The 17,563-nt window shown below is 68.5% G+C and carries 17 protein-coding genes; 9 read left to right on the top strand and 8 right to left on the bottom strand.

Features of this window, described 5'->3' with window-relative positions; genetic code table 11:
* A partial coding sequence (locus GV790_RS23015) for a LysE/ArgO family amino acid transporter (RefSeq protein ID WP_163815954.1) occupies positions 1-563 on the bottom strand: 563 nt, incomplete at its 3' end.
* 70 nt (positions 564-633) lie between these two features.
* On the opposite strand from GV790_RS23015, the gene GV790_RS23010 reads away from it, so the two are divergent.
* Positions 634-1,539: a LysR family transcriptional regulator ArgP gene (locus GV790_RS23010; RefSeq protein WP_163815963.1), complete on the top strand. Its 906-nt coding sequence runs from the start codon at positions 634-636 to the stop codon at positions 1,537-1,539.
* A gap of 67 nt (positions 1,540-1,606) precedes the next feature.
* On the opposite strand, the gene GV790_RS23005 is transcribed toward GV790_RS23010, so the two are convergent.
* From GV790_RS23005 to GV790_RS22995, 3 genes are all read right to left on the bottom strand, one after another.
* Entirely contained in the window at positions 1,607-2,467 is an 861-nt protein-coding gene (locus GV790_RS23005) for a haloalkane dehalogenase (protein ID WP_163815952.1), read from the bottom strand.
* Between the two features lie 102 nt (positions 2,468-2,569).
* Positions 2,570-3,529, bottom strand: a complete 960-nt coding sequence (locus tag GV790_RS23000; protein WP_163815950.1) for a sigma-70 family RNA polymerase sigma factor — start codon at positions 3,527-3,529, stop codon at positions 2,570-2,572.
* Between the two features lie 386 nt (positions 3,530-3,915).
* Positions 3,916-4,206, bottom strand: coding sequence for a hypothetical protein (locus GV790_RS22995; RefSeq protein ID WP_163815948.1), 291 nt, complete (start codon positions 4,204-4,206; stop codon positions 3,916-3,918).
* A 114-nt stretch (positions 4,207-4,320) separates the two neighbouring features.
* On the opposite strand from GV790_RS22995, the gene GV790_RS22990 reads away from it, so the two are divergent.
* The 4 genes from GV790_RS22990 (at position 4,321) to GV790_RS22975 (ending at position 9,300) form a co-directional block, all read left to right on the top strand.
* Positions 4,321-4,965, top strand: a complete 645-nt coding sequence (locus GV790_RS22990) for a TetR family transcriptional regulator (protein ID WP_163815946.1) — start codon at positions 4,321-4,323, stop codon at positions 4,963-4,965.
* Between the two features lie 124 nt (positions 4,966-5,089).
* Positions 5,090-7,120 (top strand): MDR family MFS transporter, encoded by a 2,031-nt coding sequence (locus GV790_RS22985; RefSeq protein WP_256673475.1) that lies wholly within the window; start codon positions 5,090-5,092, stop codon positions 7,118-7,120.
* Between the two features lie 134 nt (positions 7,121-7,254).
* Positions 7,255-7,902 carry a PadR family transcriptional regulator gene (locus GV790_RS22980; protein ID WP_163815944.1) on the top strand — a complete coding sequence of 216 codons (648 nt, stop codon included), beginning with the start codon at positions 7,255-7,257 and terminating at the stop codon, positions 7,900-7,902.
* Between the two features lie 177 nt (positions 7,903-8,079).
* On the top strand, positions 8,080-9,300 hold the full coding sequence (locus GV790_RS22975) for an FAD-dependent monooxygenase (RefSeq protein ID WP_163815942.1): 1,221 nt from the start codon (positions 8,080-8,082) through the stop codon (positions 9,298-9,300).
* A 55-nt stretch (positions 9,301-9,355) separates the two neighbouring features.
* Here GV790_RS22975 and GV790_RS22970 read toward each other — a convergent pair whose 3' ends face one another.
* The 3 genes from GV790_RS22970 to GV790_RS22960 all read right to left on the bottom strand — a co-directional run bounded on the left by GV790_RS22970 (position 9,356) and on the right by GV790_RS22960 (position 12,114).
* Positions 9,356-9,580, bottom strand: a complete 225-nt coding sequence (locus GV790_RS22970; protein WP_163815940.1) for a hypothetical protein — start codon at positions 9,578-9,580, stop codon at positions 9,356-9,358.
* 35 nt (positions 9,581-9,615) lie between these two features.
* Positions 9,616-10,392 carry an HNH endonuclease family protein gene (locus GV790_RS22965; RefSeq protein ID WP_163815937.1) on the bottom strand — a complete coding sequence of 259 codons (777 nt, stop codon included), beginning with the start codon at positions 10,390-10,392 and terminating at the stop codon, positions 9,616-9,618.
* A gap of 579 nt (positions 10,393-10,971) precedes the next feature.
* Positions 10,972-12,114 (bottom strand): TDT family transporter, encoded by a 1,143-nt coding sequence (locus GV790_RS22960; RefSeq protein ID WP_163815935.1) that lies wholly within the window; start codon positions 12,112-12,114, stop codon positions 10,972-10,974.
* 70 nt (positions 12,115-12,184) lie between these two features.
* Between GV790_RS22960 and GV790_RS22955 the strand changes: the two genes are divergently transcribed.
* Complete coding sequence (locus GV790_RS22955) at positions 12,185-13,105, top strand: LysR family transcriptional regulator (RefSeq protein ID WP_163815933.1); 921 nt, start codon at positions 12,185-12,187, stop codon at positions 13,103-13,105.
* Positions 13,106-13,151: 46 nt separating this feature from the next.
* Here GV790_RS22955 and GV790_RS22950 read toward each other — a convergent pair whose 3' ends face one another.
* On the bottom strand, positions 13,152-13,823 hold the full coding sequence (locus GV790_RS22950) for a phosphate signaling complex PhoU family protein (protein WP_163815931.1): 672 nt from the start codon (positions 13,821-13,823) through the stop codon (positions 13,152-13,154).
* Positions 13,824-13,981: 158 nt separating this feature from the next.
* Here GV790_RS22950 and GV790_RS31680 point away from each other — a divergent pair, with 158 nt between their 5' ends.
* The 3 genes from GV790_RS31680 (at position 13,982) to GV790_RS22935 (ending at position 17,545) form a co-directional block, all read left to right on the top strand.
* The gene (locus GV790_RS31680; protein ID WP_163815929.1) at positions 13,982-15,223 is read left to right on the top strand and encodes a hypothetical protein; all 1,242 of its coding nucleotides are present in this window, start codon (positions 13,982-13,984) and stop codon (positions 15,221-15,223) included.
* A 610-nt stretch (positions 15,224-15,833) separates the two neighbouring features.
* Positions 15,834-16,679 (top strand): MlaE family ABC transporter permease, encoded by an 846-nt coding sequence (locus GV790_RS22940; protein ID WP_163815927.1) that lies wholly within the window; start codon positions 15,834-15,836, stop codon positions 16,677-16,679.
* Complete coding sequence (locus GV790_RS22935; protein ID WP_163815925.1) at positions 16,679-17,545, top strand: MlaE family ABC transporter permease; 867 nt, start codon at positions 16,679-16,681, stop codon at positions 17,543-17,545. Before GV790_RS22940 ends, GV790_RS22935 begins: the two co-directional genes overlap by 1 nt.
* Positions 17,546-17,563: the final 18 nt, after the last annotated feature.

Below are 17,563 nucleotides of genomic sequence, written 5' to 3'. Positions count from 1 at the left end.
GTCGGTTGCGCGGGCTTGGTGCGGGACAGGATGGGGGCGAGGAGGCGGGCGCCGTAGCCGAGGGTGATAAACCAGGTGAAGCTGGCGAGCATGGCGCCGAGGCCGAAAATCCAGCGCAGCGAACCGCGTTGGGTGGCGACGGTGCCGAGCAGCAGCACGGTGTCGATGTAGGCGTGCGGGTTGAGCCAGGTCATGGCAAGGCAGGTGAGCACCACGTTGCGTAGGGTGCCCGCGGCGCCGGACGCGCTGGTCAGGGCCTGGCCGGCGGGCGGCCGCAGCGCGCGGCGGGCGGCCATGGCGCCGTAGCAGATCAGGAAGGCTCCGCCCGCCAGGCCGGCGATGGTCAGCGCGGCGGGCCAGGCGGTGATCACCGAGCCGAACCCGGCCACACCGAGGGCGATGAGCAGCGCATCGGAGATCGCGGCGATCGCCACGACAACCGGCACTGCGTGCCCGCGCGCACCCTGGCGCAGGACGAAGGCGTTCTGCGCGCCGATGGCCACGATCAGAGACAACCCCGCACCGAATCCGGCGAGCGCCGCCGGGAAGATTCCGCTGTTCACGTCACCCGACGCTAGGGAGATCCACGGAATCAGTACAGCTAAAGTTTCTTAACTATCATTAGCTGCTGTGATGACAGAGTTGCCGTTCGATCAGGTGCGCACGCTGCTGGCGGTGGTCGACGAGGGCACCTTCGACGCCGCCGCGGCCGCACTCCACGTCACGCCGTCGGCGGTGAGTCAGCGCATCAAGGCGCTCGAACAACGCACCGGCCGGGTGCTGCTCACCCGCACCAAGCCCGCGCAACCGACCGAATCCGGGCAGGTGATCGTCAAATTCGCGCGCCAGATCGCCGCACTGCAACGAGACACGCAGCGCGAGCTGGGCATCGGTGACGAATCCGATCCGGCGCGACTGTCCATCGCGGTGAACGGTGACTCACTGGCCACCTGGTTCCTGCCCGCCCTGACCCGCGTCCCACAGGACCCGCCGATCTGCTTCGAGCTGCACCGCGAGGACGAATCGCATTCCGCGACCCTGCTGCGTGAGGGGCAGGTGATGGCGGCGGTGACATCGTCGGCCGAGCCGGTGACCGGCTGTACCTCGCGGCTGCTCGGCCTGGCCAGGTATCTGCCGGTCGCGAACCCGGAATTCGTCGCCCGGCATTTCGGTTCGGGAACGCTGCGGCGTCGCCTGCCCGAGGCGCCCGTCATCGTCTACGACCGGCGCGACGAACTGCAGGACCGCTATGTCCGCACCATCACCGCCGGTCAGGCAGCGGCCGGCGACCTGCGCCACTACATACCCACCTCGCAGGGCTTCTGCGAAGCCATCGTCGCGGGCCTCGGCTGGGGCCTGGTCCCCGAACAGCAAGCCGTGCCGCTGCTGCGATCGGGTGCGCTGGTCGCGCTCGGCCGCCGCAAGTGGGTGGATGTGCCGCTGTACTGGCAGCAGTGGAAGCTCGACGTGCCCGCGCTCGCGCTCGTCGCGGAAACCGTTGCCCGAGCGGCCGCGCAGGCTCTGCACCAGCGTCGCTGAGGTAGCCGGGCCGGCGGGCACCGCTTCGGTCGCAACGGTGGCCGAGGGTTCTCGCCAGCGCCCGTGATTACGGAAACCGCTCGGCGATAGCCGTGGCGATCGCGTCCGGTTCGTGTTCCTGAATGAAATGCCGTGCGTTCGGCAGCTCGACGACCTCGAGGTCGGTGAACATGGCCCGCATCCGCGGGATGCACGCCTTCGGGCGGAACACCATATCCTTCATTCCCCACACCAGCAGGGCCGGCTTATCGCCCAGCGTGGCGGGCACGTCGCGTTCGAGTTCGGCCAGCAGCGGGCGGGCCCGGCGGATCTCCCTCGGCGTCTCGGCGAGGGCCTGCCTGGCGCGAGCGGTGGGTTGCACCAGGCGGTAGTGGCCGGCCTCGGTGGCGCTGAGTGTGCGTCCCAGTTCGCCGAGCAGAACCCGTTCGATCAGGAAATTCCGTTCGAGGATTCGCTTGCGCATCGGGCGGCTGCTCATGATCGTGCTGAACGCCCGATTGGCCGGTGCGTCGATGGGCCAGAGCGCCGTATTGCCCAGCACGATCCCGCGCACGCGATCCGCGCGGGTGGTGACCGCGCCGAGCCCGATCGGCCCGCCCCAGTCCTGCCCCATCACAACGAGATCGTCGAGCCGCAGATCATCGATCAACTCGCCGAGAACGGCGGTGTGCTCGGCGATGGTGTAGCCGAAACCCTCGGGGCGCTCGGACAATCCGAAGCCCAGGTAATCAAGGGCGATACACCGATACCGGTCGCGCAGGGCCTGCACGATGTGCCGGTAGAGGAAACTCCACGCCGGTGCGCCGTGACAGAACAGGATCGTCGGCCCTGCCCCCTCGTCGATGTAGTGCACCCGTCCGGCGGATGAGTCGAACCACCTGGATTCGAATGGGTACACATCCCTGTCGGGAACGAAATCGATGAACATGGTGCCCTCCCTCCGACGCCAGATTACTGGCAGCAATCGCCTCGTGCCCCCTGGAAGCCGGAGCGGCCCCCGGGCGGTGCGAATGAGAAGTGCGATGGAGCGCTATCCCAGCATCCCCGCCAGCACCTTCGCCCGGCCCGGTGTGCGTAGCTTCGTCAAGCCCTTGGCTTCGATCTGGCGCACGCGTTCACGCGAAACACCGAGCGCGGCACCGATTTCAGCGAGTGAGCGGGGTGCGTCGTGATCGAGGCCGTAACGGAGGGTGAGTACTTCGGCCTCGCGGTCGGACAGGGCGGCGAGCATGGCGCGCAGTTGGGTGCCGATGGTGGCGGCGGTGGCGAGTTCGTCGGGGCCGGGGGCCGTGTCGGGGATCAGACTGCCGTATTCGGTGGCGTCTTCGCCGATCGGCGTGTGCAGCGAGATCGGGTCACGCGCCAGCTGAAGCAGTTGCGTCACCTGGGTTTCCGTCATCGCCAGGTCGGCGGCGATCTCGGCGGCGGTGGCGTCGCGGCCGAGCCGCTGGGACAGGGTGCGCTGGGTGCGGATCACCCGATTGAGCACGTCCACCACGTGCACCGGGACGCGGATGGTGCGGCCCTGATCGGCCAGCGCGCGGCCGACGGCCTGGCGGATCCACCAGGTGGCGTAGGTGGACAGCTTCAATCCGCGCCGGTGATCGAACTTCTCGATCGCCCGGATCAGGCCGAAGGTGCCCTCCTGCACCAGATCCAGTAGCGACATGCCGGTGTTGGTCGGGTAGCGCTTGGCGATGGAGACGACCAGGCGCAGGTTCGCCTGGATCATGTGTTCCTTCGCGCGCGCTCCGTCGGCGACCGTGCGGCGCAGGGCCCGCAGCTCGGCGGGCGGGAGCTCGCCGGATCGGTCGAGCCGCTGTTGGGCGCGGACACCGGCCTCGATTCGCTCGGCCAGCGCGACTTCCTCCGCCGCGCTCAGCAGTGGTGTGCGGCCGATGGCGCGCAGGTAATCGCGGATCGGGTCATCGCTGACGGAGCCGAGGGTGGGCGAGGCGGTACGGCGGGAGGGGAGGCATCGGGTGGTCAAAGGATTCCTCTCGGAAGTCGGGGAGTGCGGGGCGAATCCGCGGTGGTGGCCTGCGGTCAGCGACGAGGCGGCGTTGCGCGGAATCTCCTGCGGCGCTGTTCGGTGAATCGCATCTCATCCGGGATTTCGGTGGGGCTACCGGCGCAGTGCAGCGGGTGGGCCGTCGGTGGCCCCGCTGGTTGCCCGGCCGCGACGATTCGGCGTGCGGACGGCAGCTAGGGATGGCGCCTGCATCGCGTGATGGGATGCAGGCGCCCCCGGTGTCAGCGCCGGAATTCGCAGTGGGCGGGGCATCGTCGGCACCGCTGGCCCGCCGCGAAGACTCGGCGTGCGCGCGCAGGCTTGGATGACACCTCCGCTGCGGAGGTACACAGGCGCCGCCGATTTCAGCGCCCCGGAATGCGCAGCGGCCGGTGTGGCGCGGACCGGAACTGCTGGCTGCGGGCGAGGCTGCGCTCGTCGCGAGCCTTCCGGCGCCGCCCGGCGACCGGGAAACCGGCTTCGGTGCGCCGGGCGCGCGGGGCGGCCGCGGGGGCCGGTGGCTGGGTGCCCGCGCTGAGCATCTGCTCGATCGCGGCATCGAACGCGGACTGCGGGGTGGACTTCTCGGCCAAGGTGACTGCTCCGTTTCGGTGGGTGCTGGCGGGGCAGGTGGTGCTGTCGGGGCCGTGAGTCATGCGCGTTCTCCTTCGACTGTTTCGCGCCGCCGTGGCAACGCGAAGACAAACTTAGAGTGGACCTAAAAATATGTCAAGCATAAATTTATGACGAGTTCAGGTAGTCTGGTCCGCATGACCACCGAGACCGCCGAAACGCAGGGCCTTCGCGCCAGGAAAAAGCTGCAGACCAGGGAAAACATCTCCCACCAGGCCACCATGCTGTTCCTCGAGCGCGGGTTCGACAAGGTGACGATCGCCGACGTCGCCGCGGCCGCGCAGGTCGCCAAGATGACGGTGACCAACTACTTCCCCCGCAAGGAAGATCTCGCGCTGGATTTGGGCGAGGTGTTCGTCGATCAGCTCGCCCGTACCGTCCGTGAGCGCGAACCGGGCGAATCCGCGCTGGCGGCATTGCGCCGCGCCTACCTCACCGCTGCCGCCGACCAGGACCCGGTCGTCGGCTTCTCCGGCCCCGCATTCGCCGCGATGATCACCGCAAGCCCGGCCCTGGTCGCCCGGTTACGCGAGTTCCACGACGACCGCGAAGCCGCCCTGGCCCGCATCCTCGCCGAGGAAACCGGCGCCGCCCCCGACGACATCACCCCGCGCGTCGCCGCCGCCCAACTCGGCGGCGTGCACCGAGTGCTGTTCGACGAAACCATGCGCCGCACCCTCGCCGGCCGATCCAACGACGAGATCGCCGCCGCGCTCACCGGTTACATCGCGACGGCCTTCGACGCACTCGAACCATCCCTGGGGACCTACGCGGTGCGCTGATCGGCGACATCGCCGGCGTAGCCGATCGCCCGCGCTGCCGACGCCCGGCCGGCCGACTTCACCTCGGGATTCGCTGCCGTGTCGCTGCCTTCCTGGGGATGGGGACGCGGCCCATACTGGGCCGATGAGCGATGCGGTGGCAGTCGCTGAACGGGCACCTGAGCCGATGAGCCGGGCGAAGACCAATGTGGTGTTCGGGACCATCGTGCTGGGGATGCTGATGGCCGCGCTGGATCAGACGATCGTGTCCACCGCGCTGCCGACGATCGTGGCCGATCTGGGTGGGGCCGGGCATATGGCGTGGGTGGTCACCTCGTACCTGCTGGCCGAGGCGGTGGCGACGGTGCTGGCGGGCAAGCTCGGTGATCTGTTCGGGCGCAAACTGATCTTCCAGCTCAGTGCGCTGATCTTCATCGTCGGTTCGATGGTCGCGGGCCTGGCCAACGGGATGCTGCTGTTGATCGTCGCGCGTGCGATCCAGGGGGTCGGCGCGGGCGGGCTGATGGTCACCTCCATGGCGTTGATCGCCGACATCATTCCGCTGCGCGAACGCGGCAAGTATCAGGGCGCGCTCGGGGCGGTCTTCGGCGTCACCACCGTCATCGGGCCCACGCTGGGCGGGCTGTTCACCGACCATGCGAGCTGGCGCTGGTGCTTCTACGTCAATGTCCCGTTGGCGATCCTGATGATCGCGTTGGCCGCGCGCACCATCCCGCATGTCAAAGCGATGGCCAAGCCGATCATCGACTACGCGGGCATCGGCCTGGTGGCGCTCGGTGTGTCGAGCCTGATCCTCGGCCTGGAATGGGGCGGAACCGAATACGCGTGGGGTTCGGTGCAGATCATCGGGCTGTTCGTGGCGGCGGTCGTGCTGTTGTCGGCGTTCGTCTGGGTGGAGTTGCGCGCGCGGGAACCGATGCTGCCGATGGGGCTGTTCCGCAGTCAGGTGTACACGGTGTGCTCGATCCTGAGCTTCATCGTCGGGTTCGCGATGCTCGGCTCGATGACGTATCTGCCCGCCTACCTGCAATACGTCGACGGTGTCTCGGCCACCGCCTCGGGGGTGCGCACCCTGCCGCTGGTGTTCGGCCTGTTCGTCACCTCGATCCTGTCCGGCCAGGTGGTCGGCAAGACCGGACGCTACCGCTGGTTCCCCATCGCGGGCACCGGCGTGATGGCGGTCGGGCTGTTGCTGATGTCGACGATGGGCCGCGACACCAGCGTCTGGCTGGAATCGCTGTACATGCTGATCCTCGGTCTCGGCATCGGCCTGGCCATGCAGGTGCTGACGATCGTCGTGCAGAACACCGTCCCGTACGCACAATTGGGCACCGCCACCTCGGGCGTCACCTTCTTCCGGACACTCGGCAGCGCGTTCGGCACCGCCGTCTTCGGCACCCTCTACACCAACAAGCTCGATCCCGAACTCGCCGGCGCGCTGACCGAGGTCCGGGTGGTTCCGCCCGAAGTGGCGGCGAATCCGGAGGCGCTGCGGGCGCTGCCGCCGGAGCAGGCCGATCCGATCATCGATGCCTACGCCGCGGCGATCGACCATGTGTTCCTCTGGGTGGTTCCGGTCGCGCTGGCCGGTTTCGTGGTCGCCTGGTTCCTGAGGGAAGTGCCCTTGCGTGACAGTGCCCGCGCGGATGCGCGCGACGTGGGTGAGGGTTTCTCGGTGCCGGACTCGGCCGATCGGGTGGTGCTGCTGGAACGCGCGATCGCCACCACCCTGCGATCCGCGCGCGCCGAAGGCCCGATCGGCCCGGTGGTTCTCGCCGACGCCGGCACCGACCTCACCCGAGGTCAGGCCTGGGCGCTCGGACAGGTATATCTGCACAACCGGATTCGCGGGGAGGCTACCCTCGACGCGATCGCGCGCGTGCACCGGCTGCCCGACGAGGTGATCGCTCCCGTCTTCGGCGAAGTGCGCGCCGCCGGATACCTCGCCCTGGACGGCCCACTGCTCACCCTCACCCCGGCCGGGCAGGCGCAGGTCGACCGGATCAGGGCGGCCTGGCGGCGCTGGCTGGATGTGCGGCTCGACGACTGGGACCGCACCGATCCCACCGATCGGATGCTGCTCGACCAGGCACTGGAGAGCATTGCCATCAAACTGCTCGACCAGGACGTGCACGAACTCGTCCCCGCACGCTGACCGCCACCGCGACGGGGCACCCCGGATGGGTCGAGGCTCGGATCCTCCTCCGTCTCCAGCCCCGAAAAGCGGACACACCTCTTGCGGCGCTAATACTCGCGCACGTATATTCGTAGACGAGTAAGGAGGTGTGCATGGCGACCAAACGCAAGGTCGGCAATCTGCTGGCGTTGGCGGTGCTCTCGGTGATCATCGAACGGCCCATGCACCGCTACGAGATCGCGTCCACGCTGCGCGATCGCGGCAAAGACCGCGATATGGACATCAAATGGGGATCGCTGTACACCGTCGTGCAGAACATGGCGAAGGCCGGATTCCTCGAGGTCGTCGGCAGTGAACGGGAAGGTGCGCGGCCCGAGCGCGTGATCTACCGGATCACCGACGCCGGCCGCGCCGAACTGATCGACTGGACCAGGGAGCTCATCGCCGAACCACAGCCCGAACAGCGGCAATACGTGGCCGGACTGTCGATTCTCGCGGCACTGCCGCCGGACGAGGTGATCGACCTGCTCGGACGCCGGGTCGACGCCCTGGACGAACAGATCACCACCGTGCGTGCGGAATTCGACGCGGCCGCGGGCTCCCTGCCGCGATTGTTCATGGTCGAGACCGAATACGGGCTGGCCATGCTCGAAGCCGAACGCGCGTGGACCGCCGCATTCCGCGACGAGCTGGTGTCCGGGAAGTTCCCCGGGCTGGAAGGCTGGCGCACCTGGCACAGCGAAGGCATGGATCTGGCCGAGGCCGGCGACCTCATGGAAGGGGGGAAGCCACACCCGTAGCAAACACCGAGACCGAGTCCGGCGGAGGTGCGGCAACACCGCCGCCGAACTCGGGGAACCGTCTCGGACCGTGCCCGCATTCGCACACCCGGCCAGAGTTTGGCAACCACAGGATAACCGGGTGGGTGATTCGCGGTGCGGTTCGCCGTACACACACGACCCCACCAGGAGTTATTCATGTCCACAGTTCGTTCCGCGCTGGTCATCGGCGGCGGCATCGCAGGCCCGGTCGCCGCCACCGCGCTGCGCAAGGCGGGAATCGAGGCCCGCGTCTACGAGGCCTATTCCGGGCCGTCGATCACCATCGGCAGCGGGCTCGCGCTCGCACCCAATGGCCTTGCCGCCCTGGATGTGATCGGCGCAGGTGATCGCGTCCGGGCGATCGCGGTGCCGATCCCGAAGATGAACCTGTCCGTCGGCGGCAAGCGCATCGAGGTGCCGACGCTGCCCGATGTGGAGCCGATGCAGGTCGTCGACCGCGGCGAATTGCATCGCGTGCTGCACGATCACGCGATCGCGGCGGGTGTGCCGATCGAATACGACAAGCGGCTGACCGCCGTCGACGAGCATGCCGACGGCATCACCGCCAAGTTCACCGACGGCAGTACCGCGACCGCCGACGTTCTCATCGGCACCGACGGAATCCGCTCCACCGTGCGCGGATTGATCGATCCGGACGCGCCCGGCCCGGAATACACCGGCATGCTCGGATTCGGCGCGCTGACCGAATGCGAGATCGATACCCCGCCCGAGACCATGGTCTTCGCGTTCGGCAAACGCGCGTACTACCTGTACTGGCCGGAGGGTGCGGGCACGATCGCGTGGGGCGCCAACCTGCCGCACAAGCAGTACCTGTCGCTCACCGATGCCCGCGCGATACCGGCCGAGCATTGGCTGAAGGTCCTGCGCGAGACCTATGCCGAGGACACCCCCGGCGGCCAGTTGGCGCGTGCCACTACGGCCGACCAGTTGCAGATCACGGGCGCGCTGCACATCATGCCGCCGGTACCGCACTGGTATCGCGGGCGGATGGTGCTGGTCGGCGATTCGGTGCACGCGCCGTCCAACAGTTCGGGGCAGGGCGCGTCGCTGGCGGTGGAGAGTGCCGTCCAATTGGCGCGTTGCCTGCGCGATCTGGCCGGCCCCGAGGAGGCTTTCGCCGCGTATGAGGCGTTGCGCCGTCCGCGGGTGGAGGGGATCGCGGCCCGCGCGGCCAAGATCAACCGATCCAAGACGCCGGGCCCGATCGCGGGCCGGATCATGCGGGCGGTGATGCCGGTGATGATGAAAATGATGAAGGGTCAGCAGAAGACGATGGGTGCCGAGCAGCGGTACGTGATCGATTGGGACGCCCCGGTCGGTGCGGAACTGGGTGCGGTGCCGGTGTCGGCTCGCTGATCGCGGACCCGCAGGGGTGGGCCGGCGGGATCCGGTCCACCCGGCGCGAACCCGCCTATGCCTCGAAGGGAATGGTGTTACCCGCAGCGTCACGCTCACCGATGCCCGCTTCGATCGCTGCGACCAGTTCGGTGACGGAGGTCCAGGTCCGTGGGGGTTCGGCGTCGAGGTTGCCGATGGTGTACCAGGTTTCGGTGTCGCGGTAGCGCACCAAGCCCTTGCCGGATTCGTCGACGGTGACATCGAGGGCGCCGGATACCGTGCCTTCCTCTTCGGTCATGACGGCAGCCGCGGCGGTGAGCTCGATGATGTCGCTTATCGGAATTCTCCTCGCTTGACGCAATCATCGACGGCGGTACGGAGGGCCTTCTGCTCGTCGGGGTCGACGGTGAGGCCGTACTTTACCTTGATCTTGACGTAGTGATCGATATAGCCACACCGGAAATTGCCCGGTGGGAGGTAGTGCGCGGCATCCTGGTCACCCTTGGACCGGTTGGCCGACGGGTCGGAGGCGATGAGGTTGCCCGCGTCGTTGGCGATGCGGCGGCGGGTGTTTTCATCGAGTTTGTCCGCACCTGAACGCCATGCCTCGGCGAGCGGGACGATGTGCTCGGCGTCGACGGAGGCCGGATCGGTCATCCACTTGTAGGGCTTCAGCTGCCCGGTCTTACGGTCGGTGAAGCCGTACTGGTCGCGCCAGCCGCCGTCGGTGCCGATGGTCAGTTCGCAGGTCTTCGCGTCGAGGGTGACCTTGCCGGTGGCGTCGCGCAGCATCATCACTTCGCGGGTGGTGCATTTGGCGTACTGGGCGAATTCGGGACCGAAGCCGTGTTCGGGCTTGTTGGTGTCCCAGTGCGGGAACTTCTCCCGGCTGTAGCCGCTCATCGAGCCCTCGGCCGAGACGGCCAGGCGGCCGAGCAGCTCGCTGACGTCGCGCCCGGTGGTCGTTGCCGCGCCGGCGGAACCCGCGCCACGCTTGGCGAACAGGTCGTCGACATAGCCGTAGCCGACGATGGCGAGTGCGATGAGGCAGACGGCGGCCGCGATGATCGTGCGGGTGCGGCCGGAGGTGCGTGCGAGCAGATGGTTCACCGGGCGACCTCACCGTGGACGAAGGAACCGATCTGGAGTGCGGTGAAACTCAACTGACTTCCTTGTCCTGCGCCCGAAAATTACCGGGCGTCAAGCTACCCGGTGCCAGCTGCACTCGAAGGCACTGACGGCTATGAGATTACGCACAGGCCGATGACACGGCCGCGTGGACCATCCCCGGACCGGCGTGCCGGCGCCGGGCCGGGGATGGCGTGCCACGGGCGAATTCGATCACCGCCCGCGCGACTGAGGGCGGCCGGTTGTCCAGACCGGGCCGCGGCCACGACACCTCGAGGCTGATGAGGGGGTAGTCCCGGGGTGTCGTGTCGCACGAGCGCGAACTCGTCGTGACGCTCGCGGTCCGGGAGCTACCCAGACCAAGCTTCATCTACGTATTTGGATAGTAGATGTCTGATTTCTTCTCTGCAAACACCCTACCCACTTCCCAGGATTGGGAGTTTTGTCCTGGTCATGACGGTCAGATCTACGGTTGGAGTACGGAAATGCCGAACAGGCTGGGGGTTCATGGCTCACGCATCGGTCAGGTATGCGGTGAGCTGCGGGTTTCGGTGGGCACGATCACACCGGGGCCGGAGCGGCCGGACGCAGCAGCGAACCGTCGCGCACGCCGAGCGCGGTGCGCGATGCGACCGTGCACCAGGCGACGGCAAGCAATGCGTACAACGCGACCGCCGCGACGGCGAACAGTTCGGCGCCGGTGTGCGCGAACAACGCGGTGCTCCCGGTGACGCAGGTGCCGAGCGGGAAGGTGAAACCCCACCAGGTGAGCGAGAAGCCGAGCCCGCCCGCCCGGAAGGTGCGCACGGTGACCGCGAGCGCCAACGTCAACCACAGCATGGCGAAACCCCAGGTGGCGATCCCGAACACGGTGGCGGCCAAGGCCACACCGGCGGCCTGCGCGGGCGCGGCGACGGCCGGGGCGGCATCGGCCATCGCGCCGGCGGCGGTCACCGATTGGCCGAGCGGGCCGAGCACGATCCACAGCGTCGGCACCAGCGCGGCCGCGGGCGCGCCGAAATGCATCAGCTTCGACCAGATCATGGTGGTGGTGATCAGTGCGGCGATCAGGCTCAGTCCGAACATCGCGCCGCAGCAGGCCAGCAACGTCACCCTGGCCTGGCCGGGCGGAGTGTGCGGCAGTAGCAGGACGCCGGTGGCTGCGGACACCATCGGCGGCACCACGGGCATGAGCCAGCCGCCGAACGCCGCATCGGGTGCACCGGCCGGGGTGCGGGTGATCATCCGATAGGGCACGGCGACGGCGGTGGCCAGGCCGAGCGCGGTGCCCAGCGGCCACAGCACCCAATCCATGGCTACCGCCGCCGATTCGCCGATGACGTCCTTGCCGAGCAGCATCGCGCCGGCGCCGACCGTCAGCAGGGCCATCGGCGGCGCGCCGGAGAAGTGGGCGAGCACCGGATGATCGCGTTCGGCTCGCACGTGACCGCGATGGCGGATCATCCGCACCGCCCAGACAAGGCCGAGTGCGGCGAGCAGCAGCGTGGCCAGCACCCAGACGCCGGTCGCGGCGGCGCGCTGCCCGGGCAGCTGCAGCGGCAGGGTGGCGGCGGCGTTGGCGAGGATGCCGGTGCCCATGACGATCGCGAACCAGTTCAGCCCGACCTGCGCCAGCGCGCCGGTGCGCGCGGACACGGTGCGGCGGGTGACGGTGACGGGCCGGTGGGTCGCGGTGAGGGTCATGGATCCAGGCTCGCGGGCCTGCCGCGTGGCTGGTAGGCGTCATCGGTCTATGGGTACATAGAATGGTTCTATGCCTTTGTCGCCGCGGGTGCCCGATCTCGCCGCGCTCGACCTGCTGCTTTCGGTGGTCGAGCTCGGCAGCCTCGGGCGCGCCGCGCAGGCACACGGCATCAGCCAGCCCTCGGCGTCCTCGCGGATCCGCACCCTGGAGAAACTGGTCGGCGTGCCGGTGCTGGAACGCACCACGCTCGGCTCGCGACCCACTCGCGCCGGCGCGCTCATCGTGGAATGGGCCCGCGCCGTCATCGACGCCGCCGGACAGCTGGAGGCCGGGATCGACACGCTGCGCTCCGAACGCGATTCCCGCCTGCGCGTCGCCGCCAGCCAGACCGTCGCGGAATACCTGTTCCCCGGCTGGCTCACCGCCCTGCGGGCCGCGGCCGCCGATCTGACCATCGCGTTGGAATCCGGCAACTCGGTGGAAGTCGCGCAGGCGGTGCTCGACGGGCGCGCAGCCATCGGATTCATCGAGAGCAGGCAGAGTTTCGCTGGGCTGGAGAGCCGGGTGGTGGGTAAGGACCGCCTGGTCGTGGTGGTGGCGCCGGGGCATCGCTGGGCACGCAGGGGTTCGGTGAGCGTCGACGAGCTGACCGAAACACCCTTGCTGCAACGCGAAACCGGATCCGGGACGCGGAACTGGTTCGAGCACGCGCTGGCTCGCACCCGTCCAGGGGTGCGGCCCGCTGTGGCGCTGGAACTGTCCTCGACCACGGCGATCAAGACGGCCGTCGCCGCGGGCGTCGGCCCGGCCGTGCTCAGCTCACTCGCGGTGGCTGCCGAAGTCGCGGCGGGCACGCTGGTCGCGCCGACGGTGACCGGGCTCGACCTCGACCGAGTGCTGCGGGCGGTCTGGCCTGCGGGGACGCGACCGACAGGGCCTGCGCGCGACCTCTACGCGATCGCCCGCAGGGCAGGGTCGGCCGCTCGATAGGGCGTTCGGCGGTGTGTGCGGGTAACCAGCTTCGGGCCGCCGACGTTCAGTCCCTTTCTTCCTCGATGGGCTGTGCGGTGGGCGGGATGCCGGTGTCCAGGAAGCGGATCAGCCGTTCGATGCGGGCGGTGTGGTCGACGCAGCGCTCCAAATGGTGGCCGAGCAGGGCCAGTTCGATTGCGGTATCGGTGCTTCCGGTCCAGGCGGGGGCGCTGAGTGCCGCGTGGAGTCGGTGGTTGAGCTCTTCCATGGTCTCGGCAGGCGGATCGGGAGCCTCTTCGGGCGGCTGCTGACCCGCGGCGACCGAGCGCAGCGCGTGCGCGGTCGCGCGGGCCGCGCGCCTGCCCATCTCGGCGAGCAAGGCCACGATCGGCTCCGGCGCCACCGGATCGGGGCTGCTCTTGTAGACCTGATCGGCCACTCGGCTGGTGAGCCAGCCGATCCGGGACAGCTCACCGGCGATCTGGATGGCGGTCACCACATGCCGTAGATCGCGGGCGACCGGCGCCTGTAGCGCCAGCAGCACCACCGTGCGCTCCTCGCAGGCCGCGTACATGGCCTGTAGGCGCTCGTCGAGCGCGAAAACCTCGTAGGCCGCCGTGAGATCGGCCTCGACGAGCGCATCGGTGACGCGCTCGGCGGCGTCTTGGGTGAGCCGGCACATCTGCGTCAACTCATCGGTCAACGCGACGAGCTCATTGGTGAACTGGGTCCGCACGCGCCAAATTGTCGCCTATGTCCACCCCGCCGGTCGATTGATCGCGTGATCTTCGTTGCCGCGACCCCGCTGGACGCACCGCCGCACCCGTCCGCGATGCGCCCATTCGACCCGGTCAACCAGTATTCCCACCAGTGCAGGCACCATAAACTGCGGTAATGGCGGGCCCAAACCCCTGGCAGGCCAAGGCTGCCCGAGACACCGGAGAATCCGCGAGCAGACACAGCTCCGATCAGCAGAGCACACCGGAATCCGGTGGACTCTTCGGAGCGGGTTCCGCCGGTGGTGTCGCGGTCTCGGGTGAGTTCGTCGGCGGGGGAGCGGTCGAATCGGGCGCGGCGCGCTCGGGTGCGGCCGGCGCGCCGAAGTATGCCGGAGCGGGTGCCGGTGAGGGCGCGGCCGCCAGATCAGCTGATGCGGGCCAAGGGGATGAACCCGAGCACACACGCGCTGAGTCGGTGGCGGTGCATTCGGCGGAAGGCGTAGCGGGCAGTGGTGGCGCGGCCGTCGCCGGGGGCGCCGCGACGGAAGGCGCCGGCGAATCGCGCAGGCGGCGGGCCGACGCGGTCCGGGCCAGGGCAGCGGCGGTGCGCGGCGCGAGCACTCCGTTGCGCGGGCATTGGGGTTATCTGGTGGCCGCAGTGGGGGCGTTCATCACGCTCGTGCTGATGACGCGACCGTGGCTGGTGGCGACGGGCGCCAATGGTTCGGTGGAGTCCACGGCCTTCGGGCGCATCGATGTGTCCACCAAATATCTGACGGTGTGGTCGAAGTCGGCGCCGAAAACCCCGCAGATCAGCGGACTGTGGGCGTTCGCGACGGCAGCCGTGATCGTGCTGACGATCTGTCTGGTCGTGCTCTATTTCCGGATGCGCTCGGAGTATTTCGCCCGGCTGGTGGCCCTGTCGTCGGTGGGCGTCGCGGTGCTGGTGCTGTTCACCATGCTGTACCTCGACAGCAAGGGCGCCGAACTCAAGGCTCTCACCGCGCGCAAATACGACCTCGGCGGTCAGGTCGGCCAGTTCCTGAGCTGGGTCAAGGGAAACGGCAAGTTCATCCTGCCGGGCGCGAGTCAGGGACAGTACGTCGCGACGTCCCGGTTCACCCCCTCTGCCGTGGCCGCCGCCGCCGTCGCGGTGGTCTCCGCCTTGGCGGCGGTGACCCAGTGGATGGTGGGACGCGGTATCGAACCGGGCAGCCTGATGGCGAAAGTGTCCGCCCTGCGGGAGAAATGGGACGCCGCCGGGCGTGCAGCCGCCGCGTCGTCCGTGGCCGCCGAGCCCGCGACGGCGCGTGCGGTTTCCGTGGACAAACCCGCGGCCGCCGAACCCGCCGGAGCGTCAGCGGATTCGGCCGGCCCATCGTCCACCGGTGAGCGCGCCGCCGACGCCGGCCGTTAGACCCCGGCCGGGCGCTCCTCCGGACCCGCCACGGTCCGGGGCGACGGGCGCGAGCATCGCGCCGGCGAGCGGATCGTGGCGGCCGGCGGCTCCTCGTCGTTCTCGGGTCTGAACAACCCTGAGATGGCCCACGAATCAGTGGTTCGCGGGCCGTTTGCCGGGTTCGCGGCAACGTCGTCGATGACCGGCACATGCCCCACCGATGTCACCGCACCGGCGATCTCGGTCGGTGCGCGGGGAGACTCGCGGTAATCGGTCAGGCGTGCTTGTTGTGGGAGCCGACGATGCGGTCCAACCGTGCGGGCACATCGTCCTGACGTGCGCAAACAGTCTGCGAGCGTCGGGTGCTCGATGCGCGTGGGTGCATGTCGAGCCGACCGGTCCACACCCGATGGTGACCTATAACACCGAGCCTCTCGCGTGATGTCATATTCGGTTTCTTTGTGTTCAGGGTCACGCACCTGTCAATTTGTATGTCACCTCTCGTAACGATTAGCTTCCTGAGGGTTGGCATCGACGCCGAAAGCAGAGAGTGCGCCATGAACCCCGAAACACGCCGCCGCCCGCGCGGGTGCTCGAGCATCGCGAGCGCGGCGCGAGGACTTCGCCGATGACGCTGGATACCCGGAAGCCGCCGAGCGATTCCGCCGTCGCGATCGTGCGCAAGAATTTCTCCGGCACGGTGGTGTCGTCGCTGCGGACCTTCGGTCGCGCGGTCGGGATGGCGCAGGAGTCGGTGACGGGCGCGGTCGGTGATATCGCGCGTGGCAAGTTCCAGTGGCAGGAAACGCTGGTGCAGGCGTGGCGGTTGATCACCGTCACCGCGATCCCGGCGATCCTGATGGCGATCCCGTTCGGTGTGATCGTGTCGGTACAGGTCGGCAACCTGATCCACACCCTCGGCGCGGACACCTTGCTCGGCGCCACCGGCGGGCTCGGTGTGATCAAACAGGGCGCCCCGATGGCGACCGGGTTCCTGCTCGGTGGTGCGGGTGCCGCGGCGATCGCGGCCGATCTGGGCGCGCGCACCATCCGGGAAGAGATCGACGCGCTCAACACCATGGGCATCAGCCCGATTCACCGGCTGGTCATTCCGCGCATGGTCGCGATGCTGATCGTCGCGCCGCTGCTGAACGTGCTGATCATCTTCGTCGGCGTGCTCGCCGGATACCTGGTCGCCGTCGGCGGCCAAGGCGTCACGCCCGGTTCGTACTGGGCGACGTTCGGCTCGTTCACCACCGTCGCCGACGTGTGGGTCTCCTTGTTGAAGGCGTTGATCTTCGGCTTCCTCGTGGTCGTCATCGCCTGCCAGCGCGGGCTGGAAGCCAAGGGCGGCCCGCGCGGTGTGGCCGACGCGGTGAATGCCGCCGTGGTGCTGTCGGTGGTGTCGATCGTGATCGTGAACCTGGCGATGTCGCAGATCAGCGCCATGTTCATGCCGACGAGGCTGGTCTGATGTCGACCTCGTCCTATGTCCCGAAGGGGCTCGGCTGGGCCGCGCGTTACTTCCGTCGCGGCAGCCGGGTGCTGCGCGGTGTCGAATCGCTGGGTTTCGTCGCGGTATTCGTCTGGCAGGTGCTGTCATCGGTGCCGTTGACGTTGCGTCGCTACCGCCAGGAGACGATGCGCGCGATCACCGATATGACCTGGGGCCGCGGCTCGGTCATCGTCGGCGGCGGCACGGTGCCGATGATGATCGTGCTCGGCCTGGTGATGGGCGCCTCGGTGGGCGTGGAATCGTTCGCGATCCTGGACATGCTCGGCATGGGGCCGGTCACCGGCATCGTGTCGGCCTTCGCCTCCACCCGTGAACTGGCGCCCATCGCGGCGGCCATCGGGTTCGCCGCCCAAGCCGGGTGCCGGATGACCGCCGAGATCGGATCCATGCGCATCTCGGAGGAGATCGACGCCATCGAGGCGCTGGGCCTGCGGTCGGTGCCGTTCGTGGTCACCACCCGCGTCATCGCGGGCGCCATCGCGATCGTGCCGACCTTCCTGATCGCGCTGATCCTGAGCTACCTGGCCTGCCGCGGCCTGCTGACGCTGGTGCACAGCCAGTCCGCGGGCGTCTACGACCACTACTTCTTCCAGTTCGTGTCCGGGTTCGACGTGATCGCCGCGGTGATCAAGGTCGCGATCTTCGGCACGGTGGTGATCCTGGTGCACTCCTACTACGGGTTCTTCGCCACCGGCGGCCCGGAAGGCGTCGGCATCGCCTCCGGTCGCGCGGTGCGCGCCAGCTTCGTGGCGATCATCGCGATCGACATGCTGCTGTCCATCGCCCTGTGGGGCTTCAACGCGCCGATCAGTTTCACGGGATAGGGACAGATGCCGAAATAC

Source organism: Nocardia cyriacigeorgica (assembly GCF_010858045.1).
In the GTDB taxonomy this organism is placed as follows: Bacteria; Actinomycetota; Actinomycetes; order Mycobacteriales; family Mycobacteriaceae; genus Nocardia; species Nocardia cyriacigeorgica_E.
This window is presented reverse-complemented; position numbering and strand designations above follow the sequence as displayed.

Excerpts from the sequence above, each read along its gene's own strand:
- GV790_RS23010 (WP_163815963.1), top strand. The coding sequence starts at position 634 with ATGACAGAGTTGCCGTTCGATCAGGTGCGCACGCTGCTGGCGGTGGTC.
- GV790_RS23005 (WP_163815952.1), bottom strand. The coding sequence starts at position 2,467 with ATGTTCATCGATTTCGTTCCCGACAGGGATGTGTACCCATTCGAATCC.
- GV790_RS22995 (WP_163815948.1), bottom strand. The coding sequence starts at position 4,206 with ATGACTCACGGCCCCGACAGCACCACCTGCCCCGCCAGCACCCACCGA.
- GV790_RS22990 (WP_163815946.1), top strand. The coding sequence starts at position 4,321 with ATGACCACCGAGACCGCCGAAACGCAGGGCCTTCGCGCCAGGAAAAAG.
- GV790_RS22985 (WP_256673475.1), top strand. The coding sequence starts at position 5,090 with ATGAGCGATGCGGTGGCAGTCGCTGAACGGGCACCTGAGCCGATGAGC.
- GV790_RS22980 (WP_163815944.1), top strand. The coding sequence starts at position 7,255 with ATGGCGACCAAACGCAAGGTCGGCAATCTGCTGGCGTTGGCGGTGCTC.
- GV790_RS22975 (WP_163815942.1), top strand. The coding sequence starts at position 8,080 with ATGTCCACAGTTCGTTCCGCGCTGGTCATCGGCGGCGGCATCGCAGGC.
- GV790_RS22970 (WP_163815940.1), bottom strand. The coding sequence starts at position 9,580 with ATGACCGAAGAGGAAGGCACGGTATCCGGCGCCCTCGATGTCACCGTC.
- GV790_RS22960 (WP_163815935.1), bottom strand. The coding sequence starts at position 12,114 with ATGACCCTCACCGCGACCCACCGGCCCGTCACCGTCACCCGCCGCACC.
- GV790_RS22955 (WP_163815933.1), top strand. The coding sequence starts at position 12,185 with ATGCCTTTGTCGCCGCGGGTGCCCGATCTCGCCGCGCTCGACCTGCTG.
- GV790_RS31680 (WP_163815929.1), top strand. The coding sequence starts at position 13,982 with ATGGCGGGCCCAAACCCCTGGCAGGCCAAGGCTGCCCGAGACACCGGA.
- GV790_RS22940 (WP_163815927.1), top strand. The coding sequence starts at position 15,834 with ATGACGCTGGATACCCGGAAGCCGCCGAGCGATTCCGCCGTCGCGATC.
- GV790_RS22935 (WP_163815925.1), top strand. The coding sequence starts at position 16,679 with ATGTCGACCTCGTCCTATGTCCCGAAGGGGCTCGGCTGGGCCGCGCGT.